The 14643-nt window shown below is 64.4% G+C and carries 14 protein-coding genes; 9 read left to right on the top strand and 5 right to left on the bottom strand.

Going from position 1 to position 14643, the window contains the following annotated elements:
* Positions 1–362: 362 nt before the first annotated feature.
* Positions 363–1166 (top strand): hypothetical protein, encoded by an 804-nt coding sequence (locus AC1DDG_RS20445; RefSeq protein ID WP_476877514.1) that lies wholly within the window; start codon positions 363–365, stop codon positions 1164–1166.
* Between the two features lie 46 nt (positions 1167–1212).
* On the opposite strand, the gene AC1DDG_RS20440 is transcribed toward AC1DDG_RS20445, so the two are convergent.
* Positions 1213–2724, bottom strand: coding sequence for a diguanylate cyclase domain-containing protein (locus AC1DDG_RS20440; protein WP_476877513.1), 1512 nt, complete (start codon positions 2722–2724; stop codon positions 1213–1215).
* Between the two features lie 143 nt (positions 2725–2867).
* On the opposite strand from AC1DDG_RS20440, the gene AC1DDG_RS20435 reads away from it, so the two are divergent.
* A complete protein-coding gene (locus AC1DDG_RS20435) occupies positions 2868–3128 on the top strand; it encodes a hypothetical protein (RefSeq protein WP_230120112.1) in 261 nt (86 codons plus the stop codon).
* Positions 3129–3416: 288 nt separating this feature from the next.
* On the opposite strand, the gene AC1DDG_RS20430 is transcribed toward AC1DDG_RS20435, so the two are convergent.
* Entirely contained in the window at positions 3417–4700 is a 1284-nt protein-coding gene (locus AC1DDG_RS20430; RefSeq protein WP_476877512.1) for a class I SAM-dependent methyltransferase, read from the bottom strand.
* A 238-nt stretch (positions 4701–4938) separates the two neighbouring features.
* Between AC1DDG_RS20430 and AC1DDG_RS20425 the strand changes: the two genes are divergently transcribed.
* The 4 genes from AC1DDG_RS20425 (at position 4939) to AC1DDG_RS20410 (ending at position 8880) form a co-directional block, all read left to right on the top strand.
* Positions 4939–5406 carry a hypothetical protein gene (locus AC1DDG_RS20425; protein ID WP_476877511.1) on the top strand — a complete coding sequence of 156 codons (468 nt, stop codon included), beginning with the start codon at positions 4939–4941 and terminating at the stop codon, positions 5404–5406.
* 208 nt (positions 5407–5614) lie between these two features.
* Positions 5615–6082, top strand: coding sequence for a hypothetical protein (locus tag AC1DDG_RS20420; RefSeq protein WP_476877510.1), 468 nt, complete (start codon positions 5615–5617; stop codon positions 6080–6082).
* Positions 6083–6412: 330 nt separating this feature from the next.
* Complete coding sequence (locus tag AC1DDG_RS20415) at positions 6413–7000, top strand: hypothetical protein (protein ID WP_476877509.1); 588 nt, start codon at positions 6413–6415, stop codon at positions 6998–7000.
* A 260-nt stretch (positions 7001–7260) separates the two neighbouring features.
* On the top strand, positions 7261–8880 hold the full coding sequence (locus tag AC1DDG_RS20410; RefSeq protein WP_476877508.1) for an alkaline phosphatase D family protein: 1620 nt from the start codon (positions 7261–7263) through the stop codon (positions 8878–8880).
* Positions 8881–9154: 274 nt separating this feature from the next.
* Here the strand turns inward: AC1DDG_RS20410 and AC1DDG_RS20405 are convergent, their stop codons facing one another.
* A complete protein-coding gene (locus tag AC1DDG_RS20405; RefSeq protein WP_476877507.1) occupies positions 9155–9451 on the bottom strand; it encodes a hypothetical protein in 297 nt (98 codons plus the stop codon).
* Positions 9452–9694: 243 nt separating this feature from the next.
* On the opposite strand from AC1DDG_RS20405, the gene AC1DDG_RS20400 reads away from it, so the two are divergent.
* From AC1DDG_RS20400 to AC1DDG_RS20390, 3 genes are all read left to right on the top strand, one after another.
* On the top strand, positions 9695–10126 hold the full coding sequence (locus AC1DDG_RS20400) for an SRPBCC family protein (protein WP_476877506.1): 432 nt from the start codon (positions 9695–9697) through the stop codon (positions 10124–10126).
* Positions 10127–10271: 145 nt separating this feature from the next.
* Positions 10272–10856, top strand: coding sequence for a 3'-5' exonuclease family protein (locus tag AC1DDG_RS20395; protein ID WP_476877505.1), 585 nt, complete (start codon positions 10272–10274; stop codon positions 10854–10856).
* A 205-nt stretch (positions 10857–11061) separates the two neighbouring features.
* Complete coding sequence (locus AC1DDG_RS20390; protein ID WP_476877504.1) at positions 11062–11817, top strand: ZIP family metal transporter; 756 nt, start codon at positions 11062–11064, stop codon at positions 11815–11817.
* A 583-nt stretch (positions 11818–12400) separates the two neighbouring features.
* Here AC1DDG_RS20390 and AC1DDG_RS20385 read toward each other — a convergent pair.
* Positions 12401–13771 (bottom strand): GAF domain-containing serine/threonine-protein kinase, encoded by a 1371-nt coding sequence (locus AC1DDG_RS20385; RefSeq protein ID WP_476877503.1) that lies wholly within the window; start codon positions 13769–13771, stop codon positions 12401–12403.
* Between the two features lie 181 nt (positions 13772–13952).
* Entirely contained in the window at positions 13953–14210 is a 258-nt protein-coding gene (locus tag AC1DDG_RS20380; protein ID WP_476877502.1) for a hypothetical protein, read from the bottom strand.
* Positions 14211–14643 lie beyond the last annotated feature (433 nt).

The following is a 14643-nucleotide window of genomic DNA, read 5'->3' as shown; positions in this document are numbered from 1 at the left end:
GCCACAGTCCGCTCCGTCGTTCATGACGGACGGGGCCACACTCCCAGTGTGCGCTCCACCGAACCGTGGAAAGCATGCAACCTTCCCAGCGTGCCGTTTTCGGAGGCGCGGCTTTAGCCTGGTTTCGACAGGTCTACCGCAAAACCACGACGGCGGGAGGCCCGGAACGTGTCCCGGCCTCCCGCCGTCGTGGCTCCGAAGAGGTGATCAGCCCGCGATGTCCACGGAGCGCGACTCGGCGTCGCTGAGCCGGGCGGCGTCCAGCCCTGAACGGAAAGCTGGCGGCACGGCCCGGCGCCACTTGACGGCCCCGGGCCGCAGCGGCTGTTCGGATGCGCTGCGGCCGGGAGTAGGCTCGATGTATGGCCACGTGTCTTCCGGGCGGCGACGAAGTTGAGCCCATGGGGAACGAATCCACGACGTCCGGCCGGCTGGATCCGCTGCACTATCCGTGGGATCCGCCAGAAGCCTCGGGTGTCGTCCTCGGCGAGGATTTCCTGCCTCTGGGGCTGGCAGCCGACCTAAACGCGGTCCTCTCCGGGGCCCACGCGGCACCGCTGGGCGCCCGGTCGCTGGTGATTTCGATCGGCTCGAACTCCAGCCCTGATGTCATGCGGAGAAAATTCGCAAACTACGGCCAGCCGGTCAGCAGGATTCTGCCGCTGGTCCGTGGCCGGCTACACAACATTGGCATTGGCCATTCTGCCCACGTGAGCAAGGCCGGGTACATTGCAGCCGCCCCGTACTCCCGGATGGGGAAGTGCACCACAGTCTGGGTGTTGTGGCTTGATGAGGGCCAGTTGCTAGCGCTGGACGAAACGGAGCCCAACTACCGGCGGTTGGAGCTCAACGGGAAGGACTGTGCGCTCGTATTGGACAACGGCGAAAGTCCGGCGACCTTTTCGCTCTATGCGTCGCGCTGGGGTGTGCTCAACGATGGCCACGGTGCGGAGCTTCCCCTGATGGATCAGCCGGCTCTTTTCGGGCTCCTCGCTGGCAGCCTGACCGGGCGGGACCTGGAGGATGAGAAATCAGTCTTCGAAGGTCCACCTGAACGGGTTGTTGAGCAGTTGGCGTTGCCGTCGGTCCAGGCAGTGGCCAAGGATTGGTTCCGTTCGGCCGGGTTGGTCACACAGGTGGACTTCGACTCTGTCCGTGAGGGCTAACCGCCGTTCTCAAAGCCGGTGGTTTCGACAAGCTCAACCGGCGGGTTCACCACCCGGCGGTGTCTGAGCCTTGCTTTGACCGCACCGGACGCACCTGCCGTTTCGGCTGGTTCCCCTCGGCGTTGTAGACCTCGTAGCGCGCCTTGCCGCCGAGTTTCGCCGCGTACATGGCGGAATCCGCCTGCCGCAGCAGCTCAGCGGCGTCGCCTGTTTCGGCGCTTCTCTGGGCCACGCCCATACTCACGGAGACGGTCAGGGGATGATCGCCGATGAGGAACGGCTCGCTCAGCGTCTCGTAGATCCGTTCGGCGACGGGTCCCGTGGCGGGACTGCCGTCGTCGTTATCCAGAACGACGACGGCGAACTCGTCACCGCCCAGCCTGGCCACCATGTCGTGGCAGCGGACGCTGGCCCGGAGCCGGGCCGCCAGCTGGATGAGCAGGTCGTCGCCGCCCTCGTGGCCGAAGGAGTCGTTGACGTCTTTGAAGTCGTCAATGTCGATGAACAGGAGGCCCTCGTGCCGCGTCCTGAGGTCGCTGCCGGTTTCAAATGACGCCGCCAGACGCTCGGTCAGGGCAGCGCGGTTGGCTAGTCCGGTGAGGGTGTCGTGGGTCGCCCGGTGTGTCAGCGTGCGGTGGCTGTCCTGGAGGGCGGCGGCCATTCCGTTGAACGCGGTGGCCAGCTCGCCCAGCTCGTCCCGCCTGGCGATGTCGATGCGGTGGCTGTAGTCCCCGGCCTGCAGCTTGTGGACGCCGCGGCGCAGGCTGTTGACGGGACGCATCAGGTCCTTGACCATGCGGCGGCGGAAGTACAGGGTGGCGCCGACGGCCAGGATCAAGAGTCCCGTCCTGGCGATCACGAGCAGCTGTTCGAGGTCGCCGGTATCAACGAGGCCCCGGTCCAATGTCGCCAGCGACGAACGTTGGATGCCTGCCAGCTGATCGCGCACACCCTTGCTGGCTGCTGCGAAGGCGGGAGTTTCAGTCACGTGGTTCCCGTCCAGTTCGAGCACCTGGTCTCCCCAGAGGCCGCGTGCCGCCAGCGCCGCCTGCCAGTCCTGGCGCGCGTGGAGGAGCGCGGACTGGATGCCGCTGTCCTCGGGATCCGCGAGGACCTTGGCGGCCTCATCGAATTTGTCCGAGATGTCCTTTTGCTGCAGCATGAACGCCTGACGGTTCACCGGCGCATCGGCCAGCAGCTGGTGCCCCAGTTGTTCGTGGTCGTCAACCGCCGCGGCCACCTGCGCGACCTTCCCCGACTCGAGCTGGAGCCGGCCGGCAGTCGTTTCCATCTGGTGCACCACGGCCCGAACGCCCACGATCGTGACGATCGCCCCCAAGACCAGTGCCAAGAGCATGAAGATGAACGCCCTGGACCACTCGCGCTGCAGGCTCCACGTGCGGGCCGGACCTGTTGGGTCCGCCGTCGAAGTGGGGCTTGTCAGATCCGTTGGCGCATCGGCGGCTTCGGCGGGCGTTGCGCTGGAAAAATCGGCGGGCGTCTTCTCTGGGGCCGTCTCGCGAGGATCGGTTGACCCTACCCGCGGTCCGGTTGTCATACGAGGAGGCTAGCAGGAGCGGCATTCCCGGTGCCGTTGGAACGGATACATTTCGTCCGTGGGTTGTCGTGTGATGACGGCGCCGCACCGCGCGGCCCCAAAGTGGGGGAGACTGGAAGCCACTGAAACGAAGGCGGAACACATTGATTACTCTCCAGCAGGATGCCGAAGGCTTTATCCGGATGAACCGGCACTTTCCCGAAAGCGTCCTGATCTCCATCACTTTTGCAGACGGCACAGTAGAAGAGATCGCCGGTGGCCGGCTCAACAAGGCCTACGACGACGCCTTGGCCGAATACCGAGCACAGAACCACCTGGATGCGAAGGGATTCTCGCGTTCCCCGCAAAAGAAAACCAGCCCCGGAAACAAGATCGACTTCGTAAAGGTCCACCCGGGCATGTGACTGAGCCGAGCCGGGCGCCGCTGATCGAGCCGCTCCCCGGTGATCGCGCTTGTCGAGATCCGAGTTCTGCGCACCTGGTTTCGACAGGCTCAACCGGCGTTCCCCGCTGATCGAGCTTGCCCCGCTGATCGAGCTTGTCGAGATCCGGCGTCCACGCACCCGGGTTTCGACAGGCTCAACCGGCGTTCCCCGCTGATCGAGCTTGTCCCGCTGATCGAGCTTGTCGAGATCCGGCGTCTGCGCACCCGGTTTCGACGGGCTCGATCACCGACAACCCCAGTCAGCGAATCAGATCCAATCCTTCCGGCGCAGCGGCGGCTCTGTCCCGCCCTTCCGCTGTACGAGCACCTGGTTCACTCCTGTCAGCCCGTCCTCGAATCCCAGTGCGCTCGCGGCCATGTAGAGGCGCCAGATCCGGGCCCGGCCCGCGCCCGCCAGCCGCACTGCCTCATCCCAGTGCTCCTCCAGATTTCTCACCCAGGCCCGCAGCGTCAGGGCGTAGTGCCGGCGCAAGGCTTCGACGTCGAGCACCTCGAAGCCGCCGCCGTCCAGCGCCACAACCATGTCTGAAAGGCTCAGCATCTCGCCGTCGGGGAAGACGTAGCGGGGTATAAATGAGTCGGGGTCATCCTCTGTGGGCCCGGCGTTCCACGATATTGCGTGGTTGAGCAGCCGGCCGCCTGGGCGCAGCAGCCCGTGGAGCTGAGAAGCGTAGTGACCGATCTGTTCGCGGCCCACGTGCTCTGACATGCCGATGGAGCTGATCGAGTCGAACGGCCCGTCGTCGATATCGCGGTAGTCCTGGACCCGGATGTCCACCCGCTCCGTCAGCCCGGCTTCCGCCACCCTCTTGCGCGCCAGTTCCGCCTGTTCGGTGGACAGCGTCACGCCGACGACGTTGACCCCGTAGTGCTCAGCGGCATGCAGGGCAAAGCTGCCCCAGCCGCAGCCCACGTCCAGGACCCGCATTCCCGGCTTCAGCCCCAGCTTCCGGCAGACCAGATCGAGCTTCGCTTGCTGGGCTGCCTCAAGCGAGATGCCTTCACTTTCAAACACCGCGCAGGAGTAGACCATCGACGGGCCGAGGACCAGACGGTAGAAGTCGTTGCCGACGTCGTAGTGGTGCGAGATTGCCGCGGCGTCCCGTTTCTTTGAGTGCCGGTGGCCGTGCTTTTCGACCTTCGCTTCTTCGGGCGGCGGCGCGGGGTTCGGTCCGACAGCGCCCACACTGACGGCAGTGGTGAGCAGCGTCCCCAGCTCACGCGCCGTTGGCTTCTTGAAGGGGCCGGGCTCGGCGAACTTGCCGGCGGAGCTCAGCGCCGCGAAGGTTGCAAAGATGTCGCCGTGAGGATCGATTTCTCCGGCCACGTACGCCCGGCTCAGGCCAAGCTGCCCGGGTGACCACAGGATCCGGCGCAATGCCCGCCGCGACGTGAATTCGATAAGCGGTGCGTTTGCCGGGCCTGCTTCCGACCCGTCCCACGCCCGCAGCCGGACGGGGATCTCCTCCGTGCCCAAAACAATCGCCAGCGCTTTGGCCAGCCGTGGTGCCACACCCGATGTCTTTGCCATGTTCGTCGCCTCTCGTCCGGTGCCTGCCTCAGGCTAGGTCCTGCTCCATTGCAGTCCCGTCGCTAGAACCTAAACGTACACAAACCGCGGCGTCCCGGGACAGAGAGACAAACCTGTCCGGTCTTCGTGTCGGTTGGCTGCCGCTCGCGGCGTTTGTTGTTATCAACTCTGGACCGGGCATTGGGGCGGTGGGATCCTGATCGCACACACTCTCGAAGAGGGAAGCTGGTGGCAGATCATGGAGGATTCGCCGGAGACACGTCAGAGGTTGTCCGACCGCATCGACCAGAAACAGCAGGACATCCGCTCCTATCTGGGACGGCAACTGCCCCGCCGGCACATACTCACCGAATTCAGCGTCGTCGGGAGTGTGCTGGCGGCCATGTTCACGGCAGGTCCGGCATTCGGTGGCACAGGGTTCACCGCAGCCGTCCAGGACACCCTTTCCCTTGGGGACCCTTCGGTGGTGTGGCGGGTTCTTTGTTTGGGAGCGGTAATTCTTTCCGTCGGGGCGGGGCTCGCCACGAACTTCGCCAACTCCCAGGCTCTGGCCGAGAAGGTCAGCGCAGCGGAGACGGCCATCGCACAGTTGGAAGGGCTGCAACTGTCCCTGGGCTTCGGCCACATAGCGATCGACGAAGCGGCGATGCTCTATAAGCAATATGTCTCCCACGTGGCGTTCATGGATGTTGCACGCGCACGCTAACGGGTGACTGCAGCCGTTGGGCCGCGGCTGCCGCCAAGCACACTCGCACTGTCAGGCGTTTCATTCCCTCTGCCTAACTTCGGTTCCAGCCTTACTCCTCTGCGGCCAATGGGACTGCCCGCACTGGAGCAGTCGAGTCTGGACCGCGCATCGGGGCGGTGGGATCCTGATCGCAGATACCGTCCGACAGGGAGGCTGGTAGCAGATCATGGACGAATCACCGGAAACGCGTCAAAGGCTGTCCGACCGCATCCAACAAAAGCAAGAGAACATCCGCTCCTACCTGGGGCGGGAACGACCCCGGCGGAACAGGCTCTCAAACATCAGCATCGTGGGCAGCGCACTAGCCGCCATGGTCACCGCCGGACCGGCGGCTGGGGGCACCGGGTTCACCGAAGCAGTCCAGGGCATATTCTCGCTGGGCGACGATTCCGTGGTGTGGCGATTCCTGTGCCTGGCAGCCGTAATTCTGTCCGTCGCAGCGGCCCTGGCCACCAACTTCGCCAATTCACATGCGCTGACCGACAGGGTCAGTGCAGCGGAAACAACGAACGCCCAACTGGAAGGGCTGCAGGACACGTTGGATTTTGGCCACATCCCCATTGACGACGCACTGAAGCTGTACCAGCAGTACGTCGCCCAGGTCCCATTCGTGGACCAACTGCCGTCGCGCTGAGCAGCGCCAGCGCTACAGCGCTGCCACCGTCGGGCGGGCCTAGCGCCGTCAGTCTTTCGTTGCCTCTGCCACGGCTGTGGTGAAGGTCGGATCATGCCTGCTTCAAAATTGGGCCGAGAGGTCCTTTATGAGTAAATTCTCACAAATCTGATATGGCGATTCGGAGACAGGATGAATTGCATACGAACCGAATTTAATCAATAGTTGCCGGCTCTTTTCATCAGTTGCGCTCGGACGTATTCTAAGTGTCCCATCCCCAAGAATGATGCGGACTATGCGATCTATATGTGCACCGTGTGCGCACTACTACGCCTCGTGACAATGCGGCCAATGACGACCGCCAATCTAATGGAGCAAAACATGAATTTTACTTCAGCTCGTCGATTCGCTCTGCCCATTCTGCTGGCCGGCGCCCTTCTCGGTCTGTCGCCGGCGGCCACCGCGGCCCCGCCGGTAAAGGGAGATCCACCAGCAGACTTTCCGGATAACCTAAGGCTTCCAGCGGGCACTGCATGCTCAGGTTTTGATTTGTTGCTTCAGGCGACCGGCTCAAATGCTACGGTAAGGACCTTCTTGGATAAGTCGGGCAAACCGATACGCATATTTAGTGGAGGACGAGGCTTCACGCTGACATACACTCGGCTAGACTCCGAAGGCGCTCCTGTACGCTCGATCACTATTCGACCAACCGGTTCCGTCCGGAATACGGTCCTGAATCCTGATGGATCTCAGACGATAACTGAAACGGGAACGGCGGGACTTATTATGTTTCCGACCGACAAGCCTGCCGGGCCCACCACCACTCAATACAACGGGCGCATCGTTTACAAGGTCGAAAATCCTGGTCCCGATAACGTCACCACATTACTGAGCACAACAGGAACGAGCCGGGACATCTGTGCCGAATTGGGAGCATGAGCGGTTGTCGCACAAACAAGCAACTCGTCGTAGGCGGTTAATTAGGCATATGTATTCTTGCCTATGTGAGTGAATAGTAGCCAGCTCTCAGACCGACCAGAGGCGGCGGGGATTACCCGCAAATCCGTAGTAAACCCCGCCGCTCACCTGCTCTTGGCGGGGGTCGTTCCGCCCAGCACCGCCAACAGCCGACACCGCTCGATTCACGCGGTTCACCCCGCCGTCGCCAGCCATTCACGCGTGCAGTCAACGATGGCACCATGACTGCTTTCACTCGCCGAAACGTCCTCAAAGGTGCCATCGCCGCTGCCGGTGCTGCCGCCGTCGCACCCTCACTCATTGTGCCCGCGCACGCCGCCCGCCCATCCGGCGTCCCGCTGATTCGCAACCGCCTCACCCTCCCGTCCGGCATCTCCACCGGAGACGTCACCGCCAACTCCGGCGTGCTCTGGTCCCGCGCCTCCGGTCCGGGCCGGCTCGTGGCCAACCTGCTGGCCGTGGACGAGGACGGAACCCCGCTCCGGGGCGGCCGCGCCTTCCAGCGCGTGCTCCGCGGGACCAGGGCCAGCGGGGCCACCGACTTCACTTCCAAGATCAACGCGCAGCACCTTCCGGCCGGCACCCGCTTCGCGCTCACCATGCACTTCGAGGACGCCGAGGGCCACGCCGGCGAGACTGCGCACGGCTCGTTCGGCACGGCACCCGGTACCGGCACATTCCGCAGCGGCCGCACACCCCGCCGGCAGAGCTTCGTCTGGACCGGCGACACCGCCGGCCAGGGCTGGGGCATCAACGAGGAGGTCGGCGGCATGCGCGGCTACGCGGCCATGCACGCCACCAAGCCGGACTTCTTCATCCACTCCGGCGACACCATCTACGCTGACGGCCCCATCACCGCAGAGGTCACCGAGCCGGACGGCCAGATCTGGCGCAACTTGGTCACCGAGGAAGTGTCCAAGGTGGCCGAGACCCTCAACGAGTTCCGCGGCAGGCACCGCTACAACATGATGGACAAGAACATCCGCGCCCTCTACGCCGACGCGCCGGTGATCGCCCAGTGGGACGACCACGAAACCCACAACAACTGGTACCCCGGGCAGATCATCACCGACACCCGCTACACCGAACGCCGCGTGGACGTGCTCGCCGCCCGCGGCCGCCAGGCCTGGCAGGAGTACCAGCCCATCGCGCAGCTGAGCGACGGCAGCACCGGCTTCGAGCCCGCCCGCATCTACCGCAAGATCTCCCGCGGCCCGCAGCTGGACGTCTTCTGCCTGGACATGCGCACCTTCAAGGACCCCAACACGGACGGCAAGGAAACGAGCCTCACCCACATCCTCGGCGAGGAACAGGCGCGCTGGCTCATCCGTGAAGTGAGCAAGTCCAAGGCGACCTGGAAGGTCATCTCCGCCGACCTCCCGCTCGGCATCATCGTGCCGGACGGCCCCGTGAACGAGGAATCCCTCTCAAACCGCGACGCCGGAGCCCCGTTGGGCAAGGAACTCGAGATCGCCGGGGTGCTGTCCGCGTTCAAGCGCAACCGGGTTAAAAACGTGGTCTGGCTCACGGCCGACGTCCACTACTGCGCCGCACACCACTACTCGCCGGAGCGCGCGGCCTTCCGCGACTTCGACCCCTTCTGGGAATTCGTGGCCGGCCCCATCAACGCCGGAACGTTCGGCCCCAGCCAGATGGACGGCACCTTCGGCCCCGAGGTCGCCTTCTTCAAGGCCGGTGCCTACGCCAACCAGTCCCCGCGCAACGGCGAGAGCCAGTTCTTCGGCCACGTGGACCTCGGCGAGGACGACGTCTTCTCCGTCAGCCTCCGCAACGCCAACGGCGCCGTGCTCTGGAGCAAGGACCTGCACCCGGAGCGCTGACCGCGAAGGCACTAAACCCGGTTTCGACAGGCTCAACCAGCGGGATCGGTGTCGACGAACCCAACCAGCGCAAAGTTCGACGGCGGGTGACCGGCAGCCATTGCCGGCCACCCGCCGTCGGGGTTTCCAATGCTTTTGGTCCGCCTGCCGGCGGACCTGCTATTCGAAGGACTCAGTCCTCGGGTCGCCCTGGACGCCGCCCCGTTGCTTGGCGTCTTTCAGGCCGGGATTGGCAAAGAAGGCCCTGACTGCGTCCACCGTGTAACTGTGTGGCTTACGCCTTGGGGCCCGCGGTCAGGTAGTTGTGGACGTCGAAGAAGGTGACCTCCGGCGGGCCAGGGATGCCGACTTCGGCGACGATGGGGCCGGTTGACGCTTGAGTAAACGCATCGAAATCTTCCCGGCTCTGCCAGACGTCAGTCACGCGGATGCCGTTGTCAGTGGCGGTGACCCAGTGAAAGATCCCGCCAGGGGCACCGGGTCCGCCCGGAGTGAAGCCCATTTTTTCGACGACTTGGTTGTATTGCTCGAGTGTTCCCCCGGGGAAATCCTGGATGACAGCGACAGGCATGAGATGCTCCTAAAGGCTTTCAGAACAAACCAGAGACGGCCCGGGATTGGACCGTCTAAGCCCCGTGGTACTCCGCACCCGGCGGGGTGTCAACGGGTAGTTGCTTGGGCTGCGGACTGCAGCCGGCCGAGTGCCCAGACCGCGGCCCTAAGCGTAAACTGAGAGCCACAAATCGGCTCATCGCCGCACGTCCTCGACGTCCGGCGGTTGGTTTGGTTCAGGTGGCGGGCGCGAGGAGGATCCGTGGTCAGATCGGCTGAAAGTGTGGTCATCAGGCGGACCCCGGAAGACGTCTTCGCCTACGTTGCGGATCTTCGCAACGAGCCCAACTGGCACGTCGACATTGACTCGGTGGACGCGACCACCGATCCCGTGCCCTCCGTCGGCAAGACCTATCCCCTCCGGTTCAAACCGTTCATGGGCAAGACCGAGGGGCAGTTCACTGCACTGGACGTGACGCCGGGGGAGCAGCTGGTGTACCGAGGGGACTTCGCCGGGCTCCAGCCCCTGATCACCTACAAGGTAGAACCCGCACCGGAGGGCGCCAAATTTACCCGGAGCGTGGACATGAGGCCGCGCGGACTCGGCATGCTGATGGCACCGGCCATGGCCTTCATGGTGCCGCGCCGGAACAAGGTTTTTGTGCAGAATCTCAAGGCCGTCCTCGAGCGCTGAGCCCGGTCTTCACCGGCTGTTCATCACCGCCGGCTTCACAATCCGCCCGGGAAAGTAATCTGGCATCCCGTCTGCGAAGATAATTTGGCTAGGGGCAGAACGACAAGCTATAGCCTCCGGCAACAATGCCAGGGGGAGGCAAGCAGTGCCAGGAATAAGCTTTACGGCCATCGACTTCGAAACGGCCAACAGTGACCTTGCGTCGGTGTGCGGCGTCGGATTGGTGAAAGTCCGGGACGGACGCATCGTGGACACGACGTCCTGGCTGATCAAGCCGCCGGCAGGACTTAGTCGGTTCGATCCCGTCCATACCGAGCGCCACGGCGTCACGGAACAGGACGTCTCCACCGCCGCCGGCTGGGAAATGGCCGTTGAAGGGATCCTGCACTTCACCTGCGAAGATCCCCTGGTTGCCTTCGACGCCCCCTATGACGCCGACGTTATGCGCAAGGCGAGCGGGCACCTGAAGCTGGATCTCCCCGCGAAGGACTTCTACTGCGCCCTGCAGCTGGCACAGAGCCAGCTGGATCTGCCGACGTACAGCCTCGACGCCGTCCTTTCCGCGCTCAGTCTGCCGCCCGCCGAGGCCGGCCCGGGTGCTGACGCCAGGGCCAGTGTGAATGTGGTTCGGGCCATCGCTGGCCTCCGCGGGGCATCCAGCCTCGCCGGGCTCTGGGGGGCGCCGACGGCGAGCATCGGCAGCAAGCCGCAAGGGCGGCGCCGCCTCTAGTTTTCTACGCCCAGTGGTGCGTCCAGGAGGGCGGAGTCCGTCTTGAGTGCCTCTGTCCGCATTTGATCAGTATGCTGACGGCATGCCGCCGCTGGCCCCGTCCTCCTGTCTGCGAGAATGCTGGTGGTTTCGGGACCGGCGCCTGCCTGCAGCAGATGCCGGTTCCAAGCGAACGATCAGGCCTGGCGGCCGCGGAAGGGGATACATGCCGATGTGGGCGCAGGCAATGTTCTGGGGAACACTTGCCGGAGGCGCGCTGGTGCTCGGCTCGTGGCTGTCCTGGAAATGGACGGTCCCGCCGAAGCTGGTCTCCTCCATCATGGCCTTCGGCGCCGGTGTACTGATCTCGGCGCTCGCGTTTGAGCTCGTTGACGAAGCCGTGCAGGGTGGCGGCCTCTGGCCCACCGCCGCAGGATTCATGGCCGGAGCCCTGATCTACGTCAGCGCCAATACCATGCTGGCGAAATCCGGGGCCAAGCACCGCAAACGCTCCACGGAACTGCAGCCTTCCGAAAAGGACACCCCGGGAAGCGGCACCGCCATCGCCGTCGGAGCGCTCCTGGACGGCATCCCTGAATCAGTAGTTCTGGGCGTGGGCCTGATCGCCGGTGGTGCCGTCAGCCCGGCCATGCTCGCGGCCGTGTTCATCTCCAACGTCCCGGAAGGGCTGTCCAGCACCGCCGGGATGAAGAAGGCGGGCCGCAGCGCCAAATATGTGTTCGGCGTCTGGGGCGGCATCGCCATCCTCAGCGGCTTGGCGTCCCTTATCGGTTTCACAGCCCTGGAGAGCGCCCCCGATGAACTCGTGGCCTTCATTACCGCAGTCGCCGCCGGCGGCATCCTGGCCATGCTCGCAGACACGATGATTCCCGAGGCGTTCGAGGAACACCACAACCTCACGGGCCTGGTGGCATCGGTGGGGTTCCTCACCGCATTCACCATCCACCACACCGGCGGCTAGGCGAAACTCCCCGCAGCCCAGCCCGAACGGACACGCCCCCGGCGCGGCAGCCGGACTGCACCGAAGCTGCTTTCGGCGGCTGCGGTGTACCTCGACGACGGGAGGGCCGGCAGCGCTGGCGACCACCCCGCCGTCGAGCTTTTCTCTGCGCGGACCTCGGCGCAGGATCCTGTTGGGCAGCTGCCACTGTCAGCCCGGGCGGCGGGCGGCGGCCCTTTGACCAACCGACGGAAATCGAAGGAAATGGTGGACGACGGGGGCTGGCCCGTCATCGACGCCTGGACTGCCGGCCGGCCAGTCCGGCACCGGAACAGAGGGCTCATCGAAGTGGATGTCCAGGGTGCTCATGGCTGCCCCCGGTAGTCATCCCGGCTGGAAATCGTGCTGGCCCGAAGAGTCATGTCCCCCCCAATTGCATTTGCGGACACATCCAGCATTGCCCGGAGATGCTACGGAAAGGTTGGGCTGTGCGGGGGCTAATTGGGGGAGGGGCTTGGCGGCCGCGGGGATCCAAGTCCGACGGCGGGAAGCCCGCGGCGTTTGCCGGCCTCCCGCCGTCGGGGTCTCCCGCGTTGCCCAGCGATCAGGGACGGGCGGGTGCCAAACTCCGGCTCTCGAGCCGGAGCTCGAGGTCATTCATGACGACGGCGGCAAGGTCACGGAGCGTTGCTGCGTCTTCCGGGGTGAGGACACGGGGTTCGTAATCGAGAATGCACAGCGTGCCCAGGTTGTAGCCATCCCGTGTAGTCAGCGGCGCACCCGCATAAAAACCAAGACCGAACTCCCCGGCAACAAGCGGATTGGCCAGGGACCGCGGGTCCTTGGGGGCATTCTCCACAACCCAGAGGTCGTCCTGCAGGATCGCCGAAGCGCACAGCCCCGGGTCACGGGTGATTTCCTCCGCAGGGATTCCGTGGTGGGACTTGAACCAGATGCGGTCATGGTCCACGACGGAGACGATCGCTATGGGCACCGAGAAGACCCGTGCCGCGAGTGCCGTGATCCTGTCGAAGGAGCCGTCCGGAGGGGTATCGAGAATGCCGTAGCGGTGGACAGCCTCCATGCGCGCGTCCTCGTTGGCGGGGATGATGGCGGTGTCCACCTTGTGCTTCCCGCGGCTGTTGACGGCCTGATCGTAGAGGGCCTGGGTCACTTCGCGCGTGGAGGGCCGGTCCTGCGGGTTCCGTGCCATCATGCCCGCCAGGAGCTGCCGCCATTCCGGGTCCAGGCTCTCTGGAATGTGGGGGTCCCTGATCAGACGCGCCACGGCGCTCTGAAGCGGATCGCCTTTGAACACGGGCTCCCCGGCCAGACATTCGAGCAGCACCAGGCCAAGGGAGTAGACGTCGCTGGCGGGCTCGACCGGTTCGGCCTTCGCCTGTTCCGGGCTGAGGTAGGCCGCGGTTCCGAGAACGTCACCGGTATCGAGATGCGGTGTGTCCGCCATGAGGGCAATGCCGAAGTCCGTCAGCTTCGCGCGCATCCTGGCGGCATCGTGATGGTAGTCGAAGACCATGATGTTGCCGGGTTTGACGTCACGGTGGACTACGCCGCCGTCATGAATGTAAGTGAGCGCATCCGCCAGATCATAGCCAATCTGCGCGGTGTGCCGGGACGAGAGCGGACCGTCCTGGAGGCGGCGCCGAAGGTCCGGGCCCTCCACGAGCTCCATCACGAGGTAGATGCGCGGGCCGGATTCGGTCCTGTCCACGCCTGCGTCCAGGAGCGTGACAAGGTTGTGGTGGTTCAGGCGTGCGAGGACTTTCACTTCCGCGTCGTCGTCCTGTGCATCCGCGTTGGCGGGCTTGATGACCACCTTGACGGCCACGTCCCGGCCGAGGAATTCGTCGGTGGCCCGGTAGACGTTGGCCATTGCACCGGAACCGATCTGGTCCACGACGCGGTATCTTCCGCCGAGGAACGTTCCTGCTGAAATGCCGGACAGTAAGTCCATTGGATACCTTGAATTTCCCGAGCGCGCCAAAAGGCGTGCTGTGCGTAGATTGGTGTGAGGTGCTGGCAGGAGCGGGTTAATAACAACGCGGCTTGGAAGCGCGGCGTCTTATTGGAAGCATCGTGCCTTAAACGCAGCAGGAAGAGCCGGTGCGTGTTGGCTCTTCCTGCAGCATGCGGAGCTAGATGAGGCTGGGGGCGCTGGCGAGGATATAGTCCGCCGCGGCCGGGCCTGTCATGGACAACTCGTTGTGATCAGGATCGATGCCGACTCCCTTAAGGCCTGCCCGCAAGGCCTCGGGGGACTCGGGCTGTGTCTTGTTGATCAGGCTCCAGCTGGTGTAGAGGCCATAGAGCTCGTCCGGAGTCAGCCCGGAGTCGGTTTCCCGGTCCGCAGTGAGGGCCTCGGCTACGAAGCGGTCAAAGTGTGTTGCAGTCATTTTTGGCTCTTTCATGGCGTGCACATTTGATCCGCCGTTCTGCTTCAGCGATAACGGACCACTGCCCTTTGGACAGAGAACGTCCTAAAAATTTATGTGAGACAGACCGTTCTGTCTAGTTACGGTCGGGTCACGGTCATGTGGAGGGTGGCAAGCTCGGCCAGGCGCCCTGCCACGGGGTGGGTCCGGGGCGCCTCCGGGGGTCGGCTTGGGGCGGCGCCAGAGGGTCGGCTTCGGGCGCCGGATCCGCGCCCGACGGTCGATTTGCACCGGCCGCCGGTGGTGTGTAAAGTAATTCGAGTCGCCGCCGCTGATGCGGAAAGAAAGCGACCGACCCCCTTCTGAATGGCCTGGAAAACGGCGCTTTTATGGCGTGTGGAATCCGGGTGGGGATCCTTGTTTGAGCCGTGGACCGCGGAGACGCTGGTTTGCA

The organism is Arthrobacter sp. 10L430 (genome assembly GCF_056395245.1).
Note: the sequence above shows the minus strand (reverse complement) of the source record. Positions and strands in the feature narration are given on the sequence as shown.

Excerpts from the sequence above, each read along its gene's own strand:
- AC1DDG_RS20445 (WP_476877514.1), top strand. The coding sequence starts at position 363 with ATGGCCACGTGTCTTCCGGGCGGCGACGAAGTTGAGCCCATGGGGAAC.
- AC1DDG_RS20440 (WP_476877513.1), bottom strand. The coding sequence starts at position 2,724 with ATGACAACCGGACCGCGGGTAGGGTCAACCGATCCTCGCGAGACGGCC.
- AC1DDG_RS20430 (WP_476877512.1), bottom strand. The coding sequence starts at position 4,700 with ATGGCAAAGACATCGGGTGTGGCACCACGGCTGGCCAAAGCGCTGGCG.
- AC1DDG_RS20425 (WP_476877511.1), top strand. The coding sequence starts at position 4,939 with ATGGAGGATTCGCCGGAGACACGTCAGAGGTTGTCCGACCGCATCGAC.
- AC1DDG_RS20420 (WP_476877510.1), top strand. The coding sequence starts at position 5,615 with ATGGACGAATCACCGGAAACGCGTCAAAGGCTGTCCGACCGCATCCAA.
- AC1DDG_RS20415 (WP_476877509.1), top strand. The coding sequence starts at position 6,413 with ATGACGACCGCCAATCTAATGGAGCAAAACATGAATTTTACTTCAGCT.
- AC1DDG_RS20410 (WP_476877508.1), top strand. The coding sequence starts at position 7,261 with ATGACTGCTTTCACTCGCCGAAACGTCCTCAAAGGTGCCATCGCCGCT.
- AC1DDG_RS20405 (WP_476877507.1), bottom strand. The coding sequence starts at position 9,451 with ATGCCTGTCGCTGTCATCCAGGATTTCCCCGGGGGAACACTCGAGCAA.
- AC1DDG_RS20390 (WP_476877504.1), top strand. The coding sequence starts at position 11,062 with ATGCCGATGTGGGCGCAGGCAATGTTCTGGGGAACACTTGCCGGAGGC.
- AC1DDG_RS20385 (WP_476877503.1), bottom strand. The coding sequence starts at position 13,771 with ATGGACTTACTGTCCGGCATTTCAGCAGGAACGTTCCTCGGCGGAAGA.
- AC1DDG_RS20380 (WP_476877502.1), bottom strand. The coding sequence starts at position 14,210 with ATGACTGCAACACACTTTGACCGCTTCGTAGCCGAGGCCCTCACTGCG.